The following is a 19,399-nucleotide window of genomic DNA, read 5'->3' on the forward strand; positions in this document are numbered from 1 at the left end:
GGATGATACATTCGGTTTAAAATTTTTCAAACGAAATATTATTTTCTAAGTATATCGACGCGAATATAAGTATTTTTACTTAATTAAAAATACGTACTTTGTTATTTTATTTGTTTGTCAACGAAATAGCTTTGGTACAAACGACAATAAATGTAAATTTGCGGCTTATAATTATTGAGGCAGAACCTTTGAACCTCTGTCACTTTGAACCTTTGAACCTTAGAAATGAAATACAATCCAAACGAAATCGAAGCGAAATGGCAAAAATATTGGGCTGAAAACCAAACTTTTGCTGCAAGTAATAATTCTGAAAAACCTAAACATTATGTGTTAGACATGTTTCCTTATCCATCGGGAGCAGGACTGCACGTTGGGCATCCGCTGGGTTATATTGCTTCAGATGTTTATACTCGTTTCAAAAGACATCAGGGTTTCAATGTTTTGCACCCAATGGGATACGACAGTTTTGGATTGCCGGCAGAACAATATGCGATACAAACAGGGCAGCGTCCTGAGGATACAACTCGTGTAAATATTGATGGTGGAGTTGATAAAGAAGGAAAACAAATTGCAGGATATAGAAAACAATTAGATAAAATTGGATTTTCATTTGATTGGAGCCGCGAAGTACGTACTTCAAATCCTGATTATTACAAACATACACAATGGATTTTTATCCAATTGTTCAATTCATGGTACAATAAGAACTCTGATAAAGCCGAAGATATTTCGACTTTAGTTTCGATTTTCGAAAAAGAAGGAAATGCAAATGTACATGCAGTTTATGATGATAATATTGCAGGTTTTACGTCAGGCGAATGGAATTCTTTTTCGTCAGATGAGCAACAAAAAATCTTATTGCAATACAGATTAACTTATTTGGCAGAAACAGAAGTAAACTGGTGTCCTGGTTTAGGAACTGTTTTGGCAAATGACGAAATTGTAAACGGAGTTTCTGAGCGTGGTGGATATCCGGTTATTCGTAAAAAAATGACACAATGGAGCATGCGAATTTCTGCTTATGCAGAGCGCTTGTTGCAAGGGTTAAACGATATTGACTGGAGTGAATCTATAAAAGAATCACAAAGAAACTGGATTGGAAAATCTGTTGGTGCTTTGGTAAAGTTTCAAGTTTCAAGTTTCAAGTCTCACAACGATGCGCAAACTGAGGCAACTTTAAACGTGAAACCTGAAACAAATTTTATTGAAGTATTTACAACCAGACCTGATACCATCTTTGGAGTGACTTTTATGACTTTGGCGCCAGAACATGATTTGGTTGCTAAAATTGTAACACCAGAACAAAAAGCTGCTGTTGAAGCATATATCGAAAAAACAGCAAAACGTTCAGAGCGTGAGCGTATGGCCGATGTAAAAACTATTTCGGGAGTATTTACAGGAGCTTATGCTGAACATCCTTTTACAAAAGAAGCAATTCCGGTTTGGATAGGAGATTACGTTTTGGCAGGATACGGAACTGGTGCTGTAATGGCGGTTCCTTGTGGAGACGAAAGAGATTATGCTTTTGCTAATTTCTTTAAAGGAGAGCAAGGGATGCAGGAAATCAAAAATATTTTTGCAAATGTTGATATTTCAGAAGCGGCTTACGGTTCTAAAGACAATGTTGAAATTGCAAATTCTGATTTCTTAAACGGATTAAATTATAAAGATGCAACTCAAAAAGTAATTGCTGAGTTAGAAAAACTTGGTCAGGGAACCGGAAAAACAAATTACCGTTTGCGTGATGCTGTTTTTTCGCGTCAGCGTTATTGGGGAGAGCCATTCCCGGTATATTATATCAATGGTTTGCCAAAGATGATCGATGCGCAACATTTGCCAATTATCTTGCCTGAAGTAGAAAAATATTTACCAACCGAAGATGGTTTGCCTCCGTTAGGAAATGCTGCTGTTTGGGCTTGGGATACAAAAAATAATAAAGTTGTCAATACAGATTTAGTAGATCACGCAACGATTTTCCCTCTTGAATTGAACACAATGCCAGGTTGGGCAGGAAGTTCATGGTATTGGATGCGTTATATGGATGCACATAACGAAACTGAATTTGCAAGCAAAGAAGCTTTGGCTTATTGGGAAAGTGTTGATTTATATATTGGAGGAAGCGAACACGCAACCGGACACTTATTATATTCTCGTTTCTGGAATAAATTCTTAAAAGACAAAGGTTTTGCTCCAACCGAAGAACCATTCAAAAAACTGATTAATCAGGGAATGATTTTAGGACAAAGTGCTTTTGTATATAGAATAGCTTTCGCTTATGGAGTTGTATCCGAAGACAATACTGAGACAACTGAAATCTTAAATAAGATTCCAACAGTTTTTATTTCTTATGAAGTTTTAAAGAAAAATGATCAAGTTTTAAATGGATTGTTGGGGACAATTGCATTAAAGGATGAGGTTATTAGCGTTATTAAAGAGAGAACGCAATTATCAGACGAATTTTTGAAAAATTTAGTTCCTTTCATAAGTGGTATTCACGTTGACTTAGCCGTAATTAATGATTCTACAAATGAGTTGGATATTCAGGCATTTAAAAAACATCCATTATATTCTGATTATAAAGATGCAGAATTCATCAAAGAAGAAAACGGAAAATACATTGTAGGCCGTGAAGTCGAAAAAATGTCAAAATCAAAATACAATGTAGTTACTCCAGATGATATTTGTAATGAATATGGAGCAGATACATTACGTTTGTACGAAATGTTTTTAGGTCCGTTAGAACAAGCTAAACCTTGGAATACTGCAGGAATTTCTGGAGTATTTGGTTTCTTGAAAAAATTATGGAGATTGTATTTTGATGAAAACAACGGTTTAATAGTAAACAACGACGAACCAACAAAAGACAACTTAAAATCATTACACAAAACAATTAAAAAAGTAGCAGAAGATATCGAGAGTTTCTCTTTCAACACTTCGGTTTCACAATTTATGATTTGTGTAAATGAATTGTCAACTCAAAATTGTCATTCAAGAGCAATCTTAGAACCATTAGCGATTTTGGTTTCGCCTTATGCACCACATATTGCTGAGGAATTATGGTCACAATTAGGAAATTCAACTTCTATTTCTGAAGTGACTTTCCCTGTTTTTGATGCAAAACACTTAGTGGAGACTAATAAAGAATATCCAGTTTCTTTCAACGGAAAAATGCGTTTCACAATCGAATTGCCTTTGGATTTAACCGCTGCGCAAATCGAAGAAATCATCATGAAAGACGAAAGAACATTACGTCAGTTAGATGGTAGAACACCAAATAAAGTGATTATTGTTCCTGGAAAGATTATCAATTTGGTTGGATAACCAAATAAATTCCAATATTTAAAATTCCAAATTCCAATTTTACGATTGGGGTTTGGGATTTTTTTTTGCGCATAGTTTTTTTGCCACGAATTACACCAATTTTCACGAATTTAATTCTTCAATCTTTGTAGAGTCGCTTACGGAGATTCCCTGTTCCTCCTTTGGATTTCGGAGTTTTTAGGTTTTTTTTGCGCCACGAATTACACGAATTGACACAAATTAAATTCGTGAAAATTGGTGTAATTCGTGGCAAAATTTGATCGTGCTCGAATTGGAATTTGGAATTTTAAAAAATTGAATTTTATTTTTTTTTTCAAAAAATCTGTAACATTTTAAATCTGCTCGTATCCAAAAGGCGAATTAAATCATTTAACAACTTAAATCTATTAAAAATGAAAAAGTATATCATCTTAGTTATCGCCTTATTATTTTCAGCATTATGTTTAAATGTATTTGCACAAACAAAACAATATCCGTTTGAGGTTCTTAAAACCGGAAAAGGAAAACAAGCTATCGTATTTATTCCCGGATTTGCTTCTTCTGGAGATGTCTGGAAAGAAACCAAAACCAATTTCGAAAAAGAATATACCTGTTACACACTTACAATGGCTGGTTTTGCCGGAGTAAAACCTCAGGAAAACGCCAGCTTTAAAAACTGGGAAAACGAAATTGCCAATTATATAAAAGACAATAAAATCGTGAAACCAATCGTAATTGGTCACAGTATGGGCGGCGGATTAGCATTGGCAATTGCAGCAGATTATCCTGATCTGGTAAGTAAAATTATTGTAGTTGATGCGCTTCCTTGTCTGGCTGCTTTGTCTGATCCTGCTTTTAAAGCAAAAGAAAACAATGATTGTTCGCCAATGGTAACTCAAATGACAGCAATGAGCGATACTCAATTTTCTGATATGCAGAAAAAAATGATTCCAAGACTTTTAGCAGATACTTCAAAAGCTGATATGTTGGTAGATTGGAGTGTAAAATCAGATCGAAAAACTTTTGGAGAAATGTTCTGTGATTTTTCTAATACAGATTTGAGAGAGAAAATTACCACAATAAAATGTCCATCATTAATATTATTAGAATCTTATTTTATAAATTTAAAACCTGCTATCGAAGGGCAATATAAAAATCTAAAAACCGGAAAGTTTCAATATGCAAATAAAGGATTACACTTTATTATGTACGATGATACAGAATGGTATTTAGGACAGTTGAATAATTTTATTAAATCTTAAGAATGGAATTTGAAGAGATCTATAAAACGTATTGGGATAGAATATTCAGGCTTTGTATGGGTTTTGTAAACGATTATGCAATTGCACAGGATCTGGCTCAGGAAACCTTTGTTATTGTTTGGCAAAAGCTGGACACTTTTAGAAATGAATCGAGTATTGGAACCTGGATTTTTAGAATCGCGTCTAATAATTGTTTACGGCAAATTGAAAAAGAAAAGCGTTTTCTTAAATCAGATTTGCCAATTAATCTCACCGAAGAAAAGCAACAATCGCTGGAACCACAAATTCAGTTTTTGTATAAATGTATTGCCGAATTACCGGAAACGGAACGTATTATTATTTCGCTGGAACTTGAAGACATTAAACAAGCAGAAATTGCTAAAATCGTCGGACTTTCTGAAGCAAATACACGAGTGAAGATTCACAGGATAAAGGAAAAATTGACTCAAAAATTTAAAGAAAATGGACCACAATAACAATATAGACTTTAAAGATTTATGGAAAAAACAAACCATAAGTCAGCCCAATATCGAAGATTTATTGGCGAGATTAAAGCAATTTAAAAAAGCAGGTTTACGCAATTTATGGATCACCAATATTTTGCTTTTTGCAACCTGCGCCTTCATTGTTTCTGTCTGGTTTTATTATCAGCCAGAGTTTATTTCGACAAAAATCGGAATTGTTTTAGCAATCCTGGCAATGGTTATTTATTTGGGTTTTTATAATAGATTAGCATCGACTTATAAAAACATTGATGCGACACAAACAAATCAGGAGTATTTGCAAAAGCTGATTTTAATTAAAAGAAAACAACAGTTTATGCAATCGACATTGTTGAGTTTGTATTTTATTTTACTCGGAGTCGGAATCTGTTTCTATCTCTATGAATATACTTTGAAAATGACGATTTTAGGGGCAGTTTTTTCTTATGGAGCAACTTTGCTTTGGATGGGGTTTAATTGGTTTTATGTTCGTCCAAAACAAATTAAAAAGCAACAATCAAAAATCGATGAACTGATTGCTAAATTTGAAGATGTCAACAATCAATTACAATCATAAAAGAAAAAGCTTTGTATTATCTACAAAGCTTTTTCTTTTTTAACCTTCACCTTTATAAATTATCATGGAAAAAGATAAGGAGCAAGAGTTAGAACAATGATTCCGTCATTATTTGTTTTTGCAGTAGTTTCTTTTACCACTTGTCCACCAATATAAATTTTAGCGGTTAATGTTTGGTCTTTTACACCACCATGACCACCTGCGCTCATTGTTATACCCTGAACACTTGCATCGACTGTAACTTCTTTAGTCCAAGGTAGTTTGGTAACATCTTCATTTAGCGGATTCCCGCCTTTATCAAAAAAAGTTGCGCTAAGTTCTCCAGTATAATTTCCTGTTATCTCATATTTTACATCTCTTGATGATCCTGGATTGTTGTTATCATCGTCACTGCTGCAGGATACTGCTGTAAAAGCAAGAATTAATACGATAGCAAGAGTTTTTAAAATTGATTTCATAATATTTTTTTATTAATTAATATTCGTTTGAAACAAAATTAGATGCTTACAAAAGAGATGGCAATACCTGATAAAGTGTATTTTTAATTACCTGATATCAGGTAAATAGCACAATTTTTTTTTGAAACGTCTTTAATTTTAATAAATTTGAAAAAACCACAGTCCATGAAGAAAACTTACCTATTTCTGCTATTTCTACTTTTTTCGACTCTTTCTTATTCGCAGGTTATCCTTTCATTAGACGATGATAGAGTTTATATAGACAGCATTGCCGGAATTACTAAAAATACACATTCAGATAGTATAAAAAGCCTTTACAGTTTTAGATTGTCTAAGTTGTATTTGATGATTCAGGACGTTAATAAATCAAAAGAATATCTAAAAGAAGCCAACAGGTTAAAAACTAAATTCCCTTTTTTAAGAGATGCATCGATTTATTACAATTCGTATAGTTTTTTAGAAAAAGGTGATGCCGATGGTTTCGAAAAAGCATTATCAGAAGCTAATACTAAACTTAAAAAGTACAATAATACAGAGGCATTCAGGCTGCGTGCGATTATATTACAGAATTATGGTATTATGCAGCAGCGAAAGAATAATGAAAAAGGCTATATGAAATTATTGGTAAATGAAGCTATTCCAATTGCCAAGAGAAGCCAGGATTATGAACTTGCAAGTGCTTTATACAAAGCGGTTGCAATTATTTTAATGAATAATAACGAGCGCCAGAAAGCAAGTGAATATTTGAAGGAAGCGCAGGATTATATCGAAAAAGCAACCAAAAGATCGCCTACACTTGTAGAATCTAAAATGGAAACCTATATTATTAATGCCGAAAATCTGGTGGAACTGAAGCAGTATTATGATGCAAAAAAAGTATTGGATAAAGCATTTTCGAAATTGCAAAAATTCCCGGAATCGAATTTAAATGACTCTTATTTTTATTCGGAAGGAATATATTATGCAAAGCAAAATAAGTTTCCTGAAGCTTTAGTAAGTTTTGAGAAAGGAATTAAATCTGCAGAAAGTAATCAAAACCAGATTGCATTAAACAGATTGAAATTTGCAGAATATGAAGTTTTTTTCAAATTAAAAAAATACGATAGAGCCAAAGCTAATCTGGAATATCTTTTAGAAAAAACACCATTTGTTGTAGACAAGAAGAATTATTATAATGAATTGTCAAAAGTCTACAGTGTGACTAAAAATTATGATAAAGCATATTTTTATTCTAATAAATATAATGTGATTAATGATAGTTTGAATGATACTAAATTTAAAAGTGAAATTGTAGAACTTGAAGCAAAATATAAAAAAGCCGAAAATGAGAAGATGATCACAGTGCTTCAATCGGAAAATGAAAAAGCAGCATTATTGGTTAATAATAATCGTCTGAATTCACTTTTACTTGCGGTTTTGTCGATTCTTTTGTTTCTGACGGTTTTATTTCTGTGGATATTGAATAAGAATCAGAAGAAGCTGAGTGTTCAAAAAGAGATCAATCATCAGCAAGAATTAACAGCGCTTGAAAATCAACAAAAATTATCGGTTTCAAATGCTTTAGTCGAAGGAGAAGAAGTAGAAAGAAAAAGAATTGCGAGAGACTTACACGACGGACTTGGCAGTATGCTCTCAGGTTTGAAAATTCATTTGAAACTGGCCGGAAATGAAAATGCTTTAAGCACTAAAGAAGTAGGTGTTTTATTGGATGATTCGATTAAGGAACTGAGAAATATTTCACAGAATTTAATGCCCGAAAGTTTGCTTAAACTGAGTTTAGAATATGCTTTGCGTGATTTATGCATGGCAAATTCAAATGTAAAAACCAATGTCGAGTTTCAGTATTTAATTGAAGAATCTAATTTGCCTAAAAACTACGAGATAGTGATCTACAGAATTATTCAGGAGCTGTTGAGTAATGCTTTGAAATATGCAATTGCATCGCAAATCTTGGTTTCGTGTTCTCAGAATAAAGAAACTTTTTTTATTACGGTTGAAGATAACGGAATTGGTTTTAATGTATCGGAAAAGAGAAGCGGAATGGGATTGAAAAACATTAAAAACCGTGTTGAGTTTTTGAATGGGAAATTAGAAATAGAAAGTGCCGAAAATAAAGGAACATCTGTTTATATTGAATTAAGAGTAAAAAACGAGATTTGAAATGAGTAAAACATATAAAACCGTAATTGTAGACGATCATCCCATTGTGATTTCCGGAATTTCCGGATTATTGTCTGATTTTGATGCCGTTGAAATAGTGGTAAAATTAGAATCGGGAGTTACACTTTTAGATTATATCGAAACAAATAAAGTCGATTTGATTTTGATGGATATTTTTCTGCCTGTTATAAATGGAGTGGATCTTTGTAAAACAATTAAACAAAAATATCCTAAAATGATCATTATCGGGATGAGTAGCCAATCTGAGAGAAGCTTGGTAATGCAGTTTATTCAGAATGGCGGTAACGGTTATATTCTTAAAAGCGCTTCGTTTGAAGAATTTAAAAGGTGTATTGATAAAGCGATTGATGGTGAAATTGTTTTTAGCGATGAGGTCAAAACGATTATCAGCCAGCCATTATCTGATGATTTAGACCGTATTCCGAGCTTGAGCCGCAGAGAAAAAGATATTACATTGCTGCTTTCAAAAGGCAAATCGACTCAGGAAATAGCCGACGAATTGTTTTTAAGTTTTCTAACAGTACAAACTCATCGACGTAATATTCTGCAAAAGTATAAAACCAAAAATGTAGCCGAATTAATTACTTTTCTGCTGAAAAACAACCTTTTAAATTAACAAAATCTTCTGAATGCCAAAATGACATTTTTTGAAATTGGTTCGTAAATTGCTGTTTGTTTTGTAACTTTAAAGTTCAATCAAAAAATCATATAAAATGGGAAGTGGATATTTAATTATTGCTGGAGCAATTATGTTATTCAGCTGGTTGGTGAGTTCAAAATTAAAAAGTAAGTTCGAATTATATTCTAAACTGCAACTTCGAAACGGAATGAGCGGTGCTGAAATTGCCGAGAAAATGTTAGCAGATAACGGAATCACAGATGTTCGTGTTATCTCAACTCCGGGTCAGTTAACAGATCATTATAATCCGTCAGATAAAACCGTTAATCTAAGTGAAGCAGTTTATAATCATCGTAACGCAGCAGCAGCAGCAGTTGCAGCGCACGAATGCGGTCATGCTGTGCAACATTCGATAGGTTATGAATGGTTGACTATGCGTTCTAAATTAGTGCCAATTGTAAGTGTTGCCTCAAATTATGTACAATGGATTTTGTTGGCAGGGATATTAATGATTAGAACTTTTCCGCAGTTATTGTTAATCGGAATAATCATTTTTGCGGCTACAACATTATTTACAATCATTACTTTACCGGTAGAATACGATGCGAGCAACAGAGCGTTGGCCTGGTTAGAAAATAAACACATGCTAACACAAGAAGAACAGGCAGGAGCAAAAGATGCCTTAAAATGGGCTGCAAGAACTTATGTCGTAGCTGTAATTGGCTCAATCGCAACGTTGTTGTACTATATCTCGATTTATTCTGGAAATAGGAGGAATTAATGTGCTAATTAGAAAATTAGTCAATTAGATAATTTATAGCAAACCCGATTGGTTTTTGAAACCCTTCGGGTTTTGTTGTTTTAAGATTGTAGACAATTGTTTATCTATAGGTTGCAACGAATTATCAAATTATCTAATTGCCACATTATCTCATTATAATTGAATTTGTCTATCAATCTGCTGATCTAATGAAATAAACGTCTCAGTTCTTGAAACACCCTCTATTGCTTGAATTTTGGTATTTAAAAGCTGCATCAAATGTTCGTTGTCGCGACAAATGATTTTAATCAAAACAGACCAGTTTCCTGTGGTATAATGGCATTCTAAAACTTCGGGGATTTTCTTTAAATCTTTTACGGCTTCTGAGTTTCGGGAAGCTTTATCCAGATAAACTCCAATAAAAGCCATTGTATTATAACCAAGGACTTTTGGGTTTACGGTGAATTTTGACCCTGAAATTACGCCGGATTGTTCCAGTTTTTTTAAACGCTGATGAATTGCTGCTCCTGAAATTCCTATTTTGTTGGCAATTTGCAAAATTGGCTTCCGGGCATCATCCATTAAATAGCGAAGAATTTCTTTGTCGATACCGTCGATTTCGATTAAAAGCGAGTTGATTTTCATAACAGTTGTAATTTGAAACTAATTTTAGTTTTTTGGTTTGAGTTAGAAATCAAATTTAAGGATAAAACTTTAAAATATATGAAAAAATGAAGATTCGAATGAATTGTTTTGGCGTAGTTTTTTTGCCATTAAGATATTAAGTAAAGTTAAACTTTGTCTTGTAATTGATATTCAAAGAGAATATTAAGCATTGCTTCTTAATTTTTCTTAATCTCTTAATGGTGAAATCTCAAAACACTGTAAAAAGAAAAATTCCAAATCCCAACATGAAAGTTGGAATTTGGAATTTTTAATATTGTGATCTATAAAGAATTATTTTCCTTTATTTGCTTCGCTAATGTATTTTTCAAGAGCCATTGTCATAGAAGGAGTTTCAGGAGTTGGAGCAAGAATGTCGATTCTTAAACCATAGTCTAAAGCTTCTTTTTGAGTTGTGCTTCCAAAAACAGCAATTCTGGTTTCGTTTTGTTTAAAATCTGGGAAGTTTTTAAACAACGATTTTATTCCAGTTGGGCTAAAAAATGCTAAAACATCATAATAAACATCTGCTAAATCAGATAAATCGCTCATTACAGTTTTATAAAATACAGCTTGAGTCCAGTCTACCTTTAAGTTATTTAAGGTAATGGGCGCGTCTGCATTTAATTGATCAGATGCCGGAAGAAGGAATTTTTCGTCTTTGTATTTTTTTATCAATGGAGATAAATCGGCAAAGTCTTTTGCTCCCACGTAAATTTTACGCTTTCTGTACACCACATATTTCTGCAAGTAAAACGCAACTGCTTCTGATTGACAGAAATACTTTAATCCTTCTGGAACTTTATAACGCATCTCTTCTGCTACTCTGAAAAAATGATCCACCGCATTTCGGCTTGTCAAAATGATCGCAGTATAATGATTAAGATCGATTTTTTGCAATCTGATCTCTTTTGCGTTAACCCCTTCCACATGAATAAAAGATCTGAAATCAATTTTTATTTTGTGTTTCTGTTGGAGCTCAAAGTAAGGGGAATTTTCCACTTTAGGTTCAGGCTGTGACACCAAAATTGTTTTCACTTTCATATTATAAACGTTTTCTAAGCACTCCCTTTTGTAATCCAATAATACATAAAATAATAAGGGGCTATTTCAAGAGCGCAAAGATATAAAATAAAATAAAATAACTTACCGATTATTACGTTTTGATACGTTTTTATTGAAATAAAATATGAGTATAGGCTAATACACAGCGAAATACCAATGATAACTAGGGGTATAGTTTTTGAGATATTGTCATAATAGAACAAAACTGCATTAATAGGAAGGATTAAAATGCCAATATATGTTCGATAAGTGACTTTTTGTAAGTTAAAAAGCTCCATAAATTCGTCGATATTGAACGAAGCAGCGACAATTTTCTCTATTAAATACTTTGCCAGAATAAAATAAAGTAAAAATGTGGCAATCTGAACAAACAAAATCCAATCGGTTTTTAATATCGCATAAGCTCCTGTTTTTGGATTTTGCGAAAATATATGCAACGTAAGCAGAATGAAAAAAGCGTACGAAATAATTTGCACAAAAAACAAACCAACTGTAAAGCTGCTTTTTAAATGGTTATTGTCGCGATAAATTTTTGCATATTTATCTGAAAAAATAAGCTTGCTAAATTCACTAAATCTAGTTTCGTAAGCTGATTTAGTCATTGCAACAACAGCAAAAGTCAACACAAATAAAAGTGTTGCCCAGTCTTTGTTCTCGAGAATTCGGGGGTGAAGTTGATCAATCATAACGATCACAAAATTAGTAATTTTTTGTATCAATACTTTTATTATATATTTATTATGAATCAAATGCCATAAAAAGTTTACTTTTGCGGTGAAATTACCCAAGAAAATGAATGATAGTATTGTCATAATTCCCACTTATAACGAAATTGAAAATATTGAAAGTATAGTTAGAGCTGTACTGTCACAACATAAGTCTTTTCATCTTTTGATAATAGATGATAATTCGCCTGATCATACTGCTAGTAAGGTGATTGCTTTGCAGGAAGAATTTCCTGAAAGATTATTTTTAGAAAAAAGAGCCAAAAAATCTGGTTTAGGAACCGCTTATGTTCATGGTTTTAAATGGGCATTAGAACGCAAATATGATTTTATTTTCGAGATGGATGCTGATTTTTCACACAACCCAAACGATCTTGAAAAGTTATATGACGCCTGTCATTTTGGAGGCGCAGATTTAGCTATTGGATCACGTTATGTTACAGGTGTAAATGTGGTAAACTGGCCTTTAAGCCGAGTTTTAATGTCATATTTTGCATCAGTTTATGTGAAATTTATAACAGGAATGAAAATTCATGATGCCACAGCCGGTTTTGTTTGTTATAAAAGAGAAGTATTGGAAAAGATTAATTTAAACAAAATTAAATTTGTTGGATATGCTTTTCAGATCGAAATGAAATACAGGACTTATTGCGGAGGCTTTGAAATTAAAGAGGTTCCTATTATCTTTACAGATAGAACTAAAGGAGTTTCAAAAATGAGTAACGCCATTATTAAGGAAGCAATTCTCGGTGTGATTTCACTTAGATTGAAAAAATTAGTCAACTCATTATAAACCCAGGAGATGAATAGGATTTTAATAAAAAATGCCAAAATTGTAAACGAAGGATCTATTTTTGAAGGTGATGTCTTGATCGAAAACGACTTAATTGTTGAAGTTGCAGATAGCATTAGTTTAAAAACATCAGATTGTATCGTTATTGATGCCGAAGGAAATTATTTAATGCCTGGTGCAATTGATGATCAGGTGCATTTTAGAGAGCCTGGATTAACCCATAAAGGCGATATCGAATCTGAATCGAGAGCTGCTGTTGCAGGCGGAATCACTTCGTTTATCGAACAGCCAAATACGGTTCCGAATGCGGTAACTCAGGAAATTCTTGAAGATAAATATCAAATTGCAGCCGTAAAATCATTTGCGAATTATTCGTTTATGATGGGCGCAACAAATGATAATCTTGAAGAAGTTTTAAAAACAAACCCAAAGAATGTTGCAGGAATAAAAATATTTTTAGGTTCTTCGACAGGAAATATGCTTGTAGATAACGAAGCAACTTTAGAAAGAATATTTTCGAGTACGCCAATGTTAATCGCGGTTCATTGTGAAGATGAAACTACGATTCAAAATAACCTTGCTATATTTAAAGAGCAATACGGAGATGATATTCCGGTAACGGCGCATCATTTAATTCGTAGTGCTGAGGCTTGTTATATTTCGTCTTCAAAAGCGGTGGCTTTAGCAAAAAAGACAGGAGCACGTTTACATATCTTCCATCTTTCTACTGCGAAAGAAATGGAGTTGTTCACGAACAAAATTCCATTAGAAGATAAAAAAATTACTGCTGAGGTTTGTGTGCACCACCTTTGGTTTACAGATGAAGATTATAAAACAAAAGGAAACTTCATTAAATGGAATCCTGCTGTTAAAACGGCTGATGACAGAGCTGAACTTTGGAAAGCTTTGAATGACGGTCGTATTGATGTAATTGCTACAGATCATGCACCACATACGAAAGAAGAAAAAATGCAATCGTATTTAAAAGCTCCTTCAGGAGGTCCGCTTGTACAGCATGCTGTTGTAGCAATGTTTGAAGCGCATCATCAGGGGAAAATTAGCGTGGAAAAAATCGTGGAAAAAATGTGCCATAATCCTGCTAAGATCTTTAAAATCGAAAAAAGAGGATTTATTAAAGAAGGTTATTTTGCCGACTTAGTTATCGTAAATCCAAGCTTACCTTGGAGCGTTAAACCAGAAAATATTCTGGCAAAATGCGGTTGGTCTCCATTCGAAAACTATACTTTTAAATCTAGAATTACGCATACTTTTGTAAATGGAGAATTGGTTTACAATAACTTCAAAATTAAAGATGTTCGCGCCGGAAAACGATTATTGTTTGATAGATAAAAAGCTGAAATGAAAAATTGTATTGTAATAGTATTGGTTTTGTTTCTTTCTGTAAGTTGTAAAAAAGAGTTGGTCAAACAACCTGCAAAACTTATCGAGAAAGGAAAGATGATTGATATTATGTATGATTTGTCTCTTCTGGAAGCTATTAAATATCAGAATCCAACGTCAGTAGATTCAAATGAAACGAATCCGACTAAGTTTATTTTACAAAAATATAAAGTGGATAGTTTGCAGTTTGCTCAAAACAATATGTATTATGCTGCCGACTATGACAGTTATAAAGAAATGTTTGATGAAATTAGCAAACGTTTGGCAAAGAATCAAAGAGCGACAGATTCTCTAGTTAAAATTGATGAAAAGAAAGCGCCTAAAGCAAAGAAAAAAGAGGTAAAAGAAACTCTTAAAGACTCTGTGAAAAAGCCATCAAATAAAGTAAATCTTGATTCTATAAGAAGAATGATAAATTTGAATAAAAGAAAATAATTCTACAATTTTGAAACTTCTTTTATGTATTGATGTACATCTGAAAAAACCGTTCCCAGAGCGGTTTTTATTTTTTCATTAGAATACAGATTCTTCGAGTAAGAAGCTTTTGCAGTTGCTTTTGTAAGGCTTCTTTTTTGAAAGAATAAAGTCGAAAATACTCCGTCAGCAATCCAAAGGAAATTCATGAAAATTGGTTTTGCATGAATAGTTGGCTTCTTGACTTTCAAAGCCTCTGCAGTTGTGTTAAGAATATCTCTGAAAACGATGTTATCTGCTATCAGTGTAAAACGTTCGTTTTTGATATCGCTTTTCATTAATTGATGAGCCGTCTTTACAACGTCATCTACAGTTATAAAACCGGTACTTCCTAAAGTATAAAAAGAAAGTCCGTTGGCTACTTTTGAGTAAAGTTCAGCGCTTCCTTGTTCTTGGCTTTTTGTTTTTGGAATTGGGCCTAAAATCACTCCCGGATTTATAATTATAATGTCTAAACCTTCCTGAACACCACGCCAAACTTCCATTTCGGCACCATATTTAGAAATGGCATAATCGCTATGAGGTTTCTCCGGATTCCAGTCGGTTTCTTCTGTAATATAAGTTTCATGTGAAGTCAAATCTCCCAAAGCAGCAATAGAACTTACAAAGCAAAATTTCTTTATTCCTTTTGCAAGGGAAAAATTGACCATATTGGCTGTTCCTTCAATATTGGTCTTTCGTAGCGCGTCTTCGTCTTTTGGATCAAATGAAATTAAAGCGGCGCAATGGTAAACATATTCGATATCGATAAAAGCAATTTCCAAAGAAGGAACATCGAGGATATCGGCTTCAAACCAATTGATTTTTTCGAATAAATCAGCTTTTTTATACAACTCAAAAACCGATTTTGTCTTTTGGATATTATGCTGATTTCGGTAAATAGCCCGAACGTTTTCTCCATTTTCAATTAAATGAAGCAATAAATGCGCGCCAACTAAACCTGTACCTCCAGTTACTAATACCATTTTGTAAATATACTATTTTGGTGTAAAGGTGCAAAGGTGCAAAGGGACAAAGTTGCAAAGGTTTTTTTTGGAAGGTTCAAAGGTTCAAAGGTTCAGAGCGGCAAAGGAGCAAAGTTTTTCCGTGTTGATATTGCAATTGTTTTTGCAATTGATATTGCAATTGATATTGCCATTGTCATTGAAATTGGTTTTTGGTATTGAAATTGGCATTGCTTTTTGAAATTGATATTGACATTGATTACATTTGCACAAATTATTTTAAAAATGAAGAATCTAGTTGAAGAATTAAAGTGGCGCGGGTTATATCATGACAGCATGCCAGGAACGGAAGAACAATTGCTGAAAGAAGTAACGACGGCTTATATTGGTTTTGATCCAACGGCAGATTCACTACATATTGGTAGTATGGTTCAGATTATTTTATTGGTTCACCTAAATAGAACTGGCCATAAAGCGATTGCTTTGGTTGGTGGTGCAACTGGAATGATTGGTGATCCATCTGGAAAATCTGATGAGAGAAATCTGTTGAATGAAGAAACTTTAGCTAAAAACGTTGCCGGAATCAAAAGTGTTTTGTCACGTTTCTTAGACTTTAATTCAAACGAAGCAAATGCTCCGGTTATGGTAAATAACTATGACTGGATGAAAGAGTTTTCGTTTATTGATTTTGCACGTGAAGTTGGAAAACGTATCACAGTGAATTATATGATGGCGAAAGACTCTGTAAAAAAGAGATTGAGTGGAGAAGGTGAAGGAATGTCTTTTACTGAATTTACATACCAATTAATTCAAGGTTACGATTTTTATCATTTATATAAAAACAATAACTGCCTTTTGCAAATGGGAGGTTCTGATCAATGGGGTAATATTACCACGGGTACGGAATTAGTTCGCAGAATGGGTGGAGAAAATGCTAAAGCTTTTGCTTTAACGACGCCTTTGATTACAAAAGCAGACGGATCTAAATTTGGAAAGTCTGAAGGTGGAAACGTTTGGTTGGATGCTGATAAAACTTCAGTGTATAAATTTTACCAGTTTTGGGTAAATGCAACTGATGTTGATGCTGAGAAATATATCAAAATCTTTACTTTCTTAGATAAAGAAACTATTGATGCTTTAATCGAAGAGCACAAAGCGGCTCCGCATTTAAGAGTTTTGCAAAAGAAATTAGCAGAAGAAATTACGATTTTTGTTCACAGTAAAGAAGAATTGGAAAAAGCAATTCAGGCTTCGAATATTTTGTTTGGAAATTCTACTGCAGAAGATTTGAAACAATTGGATGAAGCAACTTTTTTAGAAGTTTTTGACGGTGTTCCACAAGCCGAAATCGCAAAAGCTGATTTAGAAAACGGATTGGATATTGTTACTGTTTTAAACGAAAAAACGGGTTTCTTTAAATCAAACGGGGAGGCTAGGAGAGCTTTAACAGCAAATTCAATTTCTGTAAACAGAGAAAAAATCAAAGAAGATTTTGTTTTAACAGTAAATGATTTAATCAATAATCAGTTTGTGTTATTGCAAAGTGGAAGAAGAAATTATTTTGTGATTAGAACTGTTTAATTGTTTAACTGTGAAGTTGTTTAATCGAAAATCCGATTAAACAATTAAACGAAATAACGATTAATCTTTAAAATAAAACGTCCCAATAGCTCGAAAGAGTCGTTGGGATTTTTTTTTGCAGAGAAATTATTCTGCTGAAAATCAAATAGTAATTTTATTTTAGTAAGTTTATTATCTAAAAACTAAAAAACTATGATTGGAATTTTATTTATTTACTGGATCTGGAAAGCATTCACGAATTTGGCTCTTGAATACGGTAAAAATAAGTGGACATATTTCTTTTTCGGAATAGTTGCTTATTATGGTGGTACTATTTTGGGAGGATTTCTTGTTGGTATTGTACTGGGACTTACAAATGGTTTTGAGTCTGTTGCTAATGAGAGTTTTGACAACGCCGGATGGAGTATTCTATATATTATTTTAGGAGGTTTGGCCTGTTATGGTACTCATAAGCTTCTCGAAAACAAACTGGAGAAAGAAAGAGAATTAAATGAGAAAGATGGAATAGATGATATTGGTGTTGCCGAAGAAAATTAATTTTTTGTTTAATCGTTTCAACAAATAAACGATTAACCTTTTTACAAAACCATTAGGTTGCAACCGCGAATATCCGAATTATCAAAACGTCCCAATACCTCGAATGAGTTGTTGGGATTTTTTTTGCCTAAATCCTGTGTAGCGATAAATGAACATGAATTGATATTAGCTAAATCAATAACGTTGATTCCTCCAGTTTTTCCGTCTTTCACGTAAGTGAGAGCATCTTCAGGATCACGAACCAGAATATGCATCCATGACGTACATTCGAATACACCTTCGCCTAAGGAATAGGCTTGCGCTAAAAGTTCGGTCATTCCATATTCAGAGTGGATTGCAGTAACGCCAAAGCCTTTGCAAAGCTGTTCGTGTAATTCTTCACGAATCATTTCTTTACGTTTGCCTTTCATTCCGCCAGTTTCCATAATAATGGTATTCTGCAGATTGAATTGATGCTTTTCGATCAAATCTAATAAAGCATAAGTAACGCCAATTAGAATCACATTTTGCCCGGATTCGTCTAAAGCGGTTAATTTTTTAATTAAGTCGTCGTGATTGTGTAAATAAAACCCACTTTCAGGCTGATTGGATAGTTTTATTAAGTCTTCGACCATGTAAATAAGCGAAGATCCATCGCGTTCGAGATAAGACGGCAAAAGAGCTAAAACAACGTAATCTTCGATGTTGCCGTAGAATTGGGAAAATCCATTGCGGTAACTTTCCTCATATAGGGAAACATTGGTCACTAAATGTCGGCTTGTGATCATGCCAGTAGTTCCGCTGCTGGTAAAAGTAACCTGAGCAGGATCATTGTTAGAAACCACATTATGACTCTTGAAAAACTGAATTGGTAAAAATGGAATTTGTTCCAGTGATTTTACCTGTTGGGGATTGACTTTTAAGAAATCACAGAAATCGCGATATACCGGATTATTCTCGTGCTGAAAACGAAACACTTTTAGTGCTATTTTTTCAAATTGTTTATGACTCGAAATGGTGAATATATCGTTGGCTGTGATCAAAACTTTTTTTGTGTAAAGATATTATAATTGTGGGATTATTTAAATAGTTTTCAGTCTCAGTTTTTTAGTAATCAAGTGAAAACTGAGGCTACGACTGGATATAAAAAAAAGCCCCAATAAAATTGGGGCTTTTTTTTATGTTTTATCGAATGATTAGTTTTCGGGTTGCAGAAGCATTTTCTTCGCTTATTTTGATGATATAAACACCGGGAACTAAGTCAGCCACGTTTAATTCTCTTGAGCTTAAATGTGTTTGAAGTACTTTTTTGCCCAGAATATCAAAAATGATAATCTCTTTTTCTAAATCATTTTTAGACGAAATGTTTACTTTTCCGTTTAAGACTGGGTTAGGGTACAAGCTTAGACCCTCAATGGTAGTAGACTCTTGAGGTTTTGGTAATTGCTTACTGTCTTGTGCCGAAACACTTACAGTAAAGAAAAATGCCAATAAGAATGTAATATAAAAGTAGTTTTTTGCCATCGCATTATTTTGATTACAGTAAATATACAAAAAAAAATACAAAAACTACGCCAAAAAAAAACATCCTAAGAATT

The 19,399-nt window shown here is 33.4% G+C and carries 19 protein-coding genes; 12 read left to right on the plus strand and 7 right to left on the minus strand.

Features of this window, described 5'->3' with window-relative positions; genetic code table 11:
* Window positions 1–225: 225 nt before the first annotated feature.
* The 4 genes from LPB88_RS10885 (at window position 226) to LPB88_RS10900 (ending at window position 5,621) form a co-directional block, all read left to right on the plus strand.
* Entirely contained in the window at window positions 226–3,321 is a 3,096-nt protein-coding gene (locus LPB88_RS10885) for a leucine--tRNA ligase (protein WP_230715383.1), read from the plus strand.
* Window positions 3,322–3,713: 392 nt separating this feature from the next.
* Window positions 3,714–4,562, plus strand: coding sequence for an alpha/beta fold hydrolase (locus LPB88_RS10890; protein ID WP_230715385.1), 849 nt, complete (start codon window positions 3,714–3,716; stop codon window positions 4,560–4,562).
* Window positions 4,563–4,564: 2 nt separating this feature from the next.
* The gene (locus LPB88_RS10895) at window positions 4,565–5,038 is read left to right on the plus strand and encodes an RNA polymerase sigma factor (RefSeq protein ID WP_110836938.1); all 474 of its coding nucleotides are present in this window, start codon (window positions 4,565–4,567) and stop codon (window positions 5,036–5,038) included.
* The gene (locus LPB88_RS10900) at window positions 5,025–5,621 is read left to right on the plus strand and encodes a hypothetical protein (protein WP_230715387.1); all 597 of its coding nucleotides are present in this window, start codon (window positions 5,025–5,027) and stop codon (window positions 5,619–5,621) included. Before LPB88_RS10895 ends, LPB88_RS10900 begins: the two co-directional genes overlap by 14 nt.
* A 62-nt stretch (window positions 5,622–5,683) precedes the next feature.
* Here LPB88_RS10900 and LPB88_RS10905 read toward each other — a convergent pair whose 3' ends face one another.
* Window positions 5,684–6,079, minus strand: a complete 396-nt coding sequence (locus tag LPB88_RS10905; RefSeq protein WP_230715389.1) for an MmpS family transport accessory protein — start codon at window positions 6,077–6,079, stop codon at window positions 5,684–5,686.
* Between the two features lie 165 nt (window positions 6,080–6,244).
* Between LPB88_RS10905 and LPB88_RS10910 the strand changes: the two genes are divergently transcribed.
* The 3 genes from LPB88_RS10910 (at window position 6,245) to LPB88_RS10920 (ending at window position 9,660) form a co-directional block, all read left to right on the plus strand.
* Window positions 6,245–8,239 carry a sensor histidine kinase gene (locus tag LPB88_RS10910; RefSeq protein ID WP_230715391.1) on the plus strand — a complete coding sequence of 665 codons (1,995 nt, stop codon included), beginning with the start codon at window positions 6,245–6,247 and terminating at the stop codon, window positions 8,237–8,239.
* 1 nt (window position 8,240) lies between these two features.
* The gene (locus tag LPB88_RS10915) at window positions 8,241–8,876 is read left to right on the plus strand and encodes a response regulator transcription factor (RefSeq protein WP_230715394.1); all 636 of its coding nucleotides are present in this window, start codon (window positions 8,241–8,243) and stop codon (window positions 8,874–8,876) included.
* Between the two features lie 97 nt (window positions 8,877–8,973).
* Window positions 8,974–9,660, plus strand: a complete 687-nt coding sequence (locus tag LPB88_RS10920) for a zinc metallopeptidase (protein ID WP_230715396.1) — start codon at window positions 8,974–8,976, stop codon at window positions 9,658–9,660.
* Between the two features lie 153 nt (window positions 9,661–9,813).
* On the opposite strand, the gene LPB88_RS10925 is transcribed toward LPB88_RS10920, so the two are convergent.
* From LPB88_RS10925 to LPB88_RS10935, 3 genes are all read right to left on the minus strand, one after another.
* The gene (locus tag LPB88_RS10925) at window positions 9,814–10,284 is read right to left on the minus strand and encodes an Lrp/AsnC family transcriptional regulator (RefSeq protein WP_007811264.1); all 471 of its coding nucleotides are present in this window, start codon (window positions 10,282–10,284) and stop codon (window positions 9,814–9,816) included.
* 312 nt (window positions 10,285–10,596) lie between these two features.
* Window positions 10,597–11,346, minus strand: coding sequence for a uroporphyrinogen-III synthase (locus LPB88_RS10930; protein WP_230715397.1), 750 nt, complete (start codon window positions 11,344–11,346; stop codon window positions 10,597–10,599).
* A 14-nt stretch (window positions 11,347–11,360) separates the two neighbouring features.
* Window positions 11,361–12,053, minus strand: a complete 693-nt coding sequence (locus tag LPB88_RS10935; protein ID WP_230715552.1) for a DUF4271 domain-containing protein — start codon at window positions 12,051–12,053, stop codon at window positions 11,361–11,363.
* Window positions 12,054–12,159: 106 nt separating this feature from the next.
* Between LPB88_RS10935 and LPB88_RS10940 the strand changes: the two genes are divergently transcribed.
* The 3 genes from LPB88_RS10940 to LPB88_RS10950 are packed head-to-tail and all read left to right on the plus strand — an operon-like array spanning window position 12,160 to window position 14,721.
* Entirely contained in the window at window positions 12,160–12,885 is a 726-nt protein-coding gene (locus LPB88_RS10940; protein ID WP_230715399.1) for a polyprenol monophosphomannose synthase, read from the plus strand.
* 9 nt (window positions 12,886–12,894) lie between these two features.
* Entirely contained in the window at window positions 12,895–14,235 is a 1,341-nt protein-coding gene (locus LPB88_RS10945) for a dihydroorotase (RefSeq protein ID WP_230715402.1), read from the plus strand.
* Between the two features lie 9 nt (window positions 14,236–14,244).
* Window positions 14,245–14,721, plus strand: a complete 477-nt coding sequence (locus LPB88_RS10950; RefSeq protein WP_230715404.1) for a DUF4296 domain-containing protein — start codon at window positions 14,245–14,247, stop codon at window positions 14,719–14,721.
* A 2-nt stretch (window positions 14,722–14,723) separates the two neighbouring features.
* Here LPB88_RS10950 and LPB88_RS10955 read toward each other — a convergent pair whose 3' ends face one another.
* Complete coding sequence (locus tag LPB88_RS10955; RefSeq protein WP_230715406.1) at window positions 14,724–15,725, minus strand: NAD-dependent epimerase/dehydratase family protein; 1,002 nt, start codon at window positions 15,723–15,725, stop codon at window positions 14,724–14,726.
* Window positions 15,726–15,989: 264 nt separating this feature from the next.
* Here LPB88_RS10955 and tyrS point away from each other — a divergent pair, with 264 nt between their 5' ends.
* Both tyrS and LPB88_RS10965 read left to right on the plus strand, forming a co-directional pair.
* Window positions 15,990–17,285: a tyrosine--tRNA ligase gene (gene tyrS, locus LPB88_RS10960; RefSeq protein WP_230715408.1), complete on the plus strand. Its 1,296-nt coding sequence runs from the start codon at window positions 15,990–15,992 to the stop codon at window positions 17,283–17,285.
* 192 nt (window positions 17,286–17,477) lie between these two features.
* Window positions 17,478–17,822: a hypothetical protein gene (locus LPB88_RS10965; RefSeq protein WP_230715410.1), complete on the plus strand. Its 345-nt coding sequence runs from the start codon at window positions 17,478–17,480 to the stop codon at window positions 17,820–17,822.
* A 41-nt stretch (window positions 17,823–17,863) separates the two neighbouring features.
* On the opposite strand, the gene LPB88_RS10970 is transcribed toward LPB88_RS10965, so the two are convergent.
* Complete coding sequence (locus LPB88_RS10970; RefSeq protein ID WP_230715412.1) at window positions 17,864–18,844, minus strand: acyl transferase; 981 nt, start codon at window positions 18,842–18,844, stop codon at window positions 17,864–17,866.
* Window positions 18,845–18,986: 142 nt separating this feature from the next.
* Window positions 18,987–19,325, minus strand: a complete 339-nt coding sequence (locus LPB88_RS10975) for a T9SS type A sorting domain-containing protein (protein ID WP_230715414.1) — start codon at window positions 19,323–19,325, stop codon at window positions 18,987–18,989.
* Window positions 19,326–19,399 lie beyond the last annotated feature (74 nt).

The sequence above is a fragment of the Flavobacterium sp. JAS genome, assembly GCF_020991455.1.
Classification (GTDB): Bacteria; Bacteroidota; Bacteroidia; order Flavobacteriales; family Flavobacteriaceae; genus Flavobacterium.

Bases quoted from the DNA above. Each gene is read 5' to 3' on its own strand.
- LPB88_RS10945 (WP_230715402.1), top strand. From the start codon at position 12,895: ATGAATAGGATTTTAATAAAAAATGCCAAAATTGTAAACGAAGGATCT.
- LPB88_RS10910 (WP_230715391.1), top strand. From the start codon at position 6,245: ATGAAGAAAACTTACCTATTTCTGCTATTTCTACTTTTTTCGACTCTT.
- LPB88_RS10905 (WP_230715389.1), bottom strand. From the start codon at position 6,079: ATGAAATCAATTTTAAAAACTCTTGCTATCGTATTAATTCTTGCTTTT.
- LPB88_RS10895 (WP_110836938.1), top strand. From the start codon at position 4,565: ATGGAATTTGAAGAGATCTATAAAACGTATTGGGATAGAATATTCAGG.
- LPB88_RS10950 (WP_230715404.1), top strand. From the start codon at position 14,245: ATGAAAAATTGTATTGTAATAGTATTGGTTTTGTTTCTTTCTGTAAGT.
- LPB88_RS10925 (WP_007811264.1), bottom strand. From the start codon at position 10,284: ATGAAAATCAACTCGCTTTTAATCGAAATCGACGGTATCGACAAAGAA.
- LPB88_RS10935 (WP_230715552.1), bottom strand. From the start codon at position 12,053: ATGATTGATCAACTTCACCCCCGAATTCTCGAGAACAAAGACTGGGCA.
- LPB88_RS10930 (WP_230715397.1), bottom strand. From the start codon at position 11,346: ATGAAAGTGAAAACAATTTTGGTGTCACAGCCTGAACCTAAAGTGGAA.
- LPB88_RS10890 (WP_230715385.1), top strand. From the start codon at position 3,714: ATGAAAAAGTATATCATCTTAGTTATCGCCTTATTATTTTCAGCATTA.
- LPB88_RS10955 (WP_230715406.1), bottom strand. From the start codon at position 15,725: ATGGTATTAGTAACTGGAGGTACAGGTTTAGTTGGCGCGCATTTATTG.
- LPB88_RS10900 (WP_230715387.1), top strand. From the start codon at position 5,025: ATGGACCACAATAACAATATAGACTTTAAAGATTTATGGAAAAAACAA.
- LPB88_RS10965 (WP_230715410.1), top strand. From the start codon at position 17,478: ATGATTGGAATTTTATTTATTTACTGGATCTGGAAAGCATTCACGAAT.
- LPB88_RS10915 (WP_230715394.1), top strand. From the start codon at position 8,241: ATGAGTAAAACATATAAAACCGTAATTGTAGACGATCATCCCATTGTG.
- LPB88_RS10940 (WP_230715399.1), top strand. From the start codon at position 12,160: ATGAATGATAGTATTGTCATAATTCCCACTTATAACGAAATTGAAAAT.
- LPB88_RS10885 (WP_230715383.1), top strand. From the start codon at position 226: ATGAAATACAATCCAAACGAAATCGAAGCGAAATGGCAAAAATATTGG.
- LPB88_RS10920 (WP_230715396.1), top strand. From the start codon at position 8,974: ATGGGAAGTGGATATTTAATTATTGCTGGAGCAATTATGTTATTCAGC.
- LPB88_RS10975 (WP_230715414.1), bottom strand. From the start codon at position 19,325: ATGGCAAAAAACTACTTTTATATTACATTCTTATTGGCATTTTTCTTT.
- tyrS (WP_230715408.1), top strand. From the start codon at position 15,990: ATGAAGAATCTAGTTGAAGAATTAAAGTGGCGCGGGTTATATCATGAC.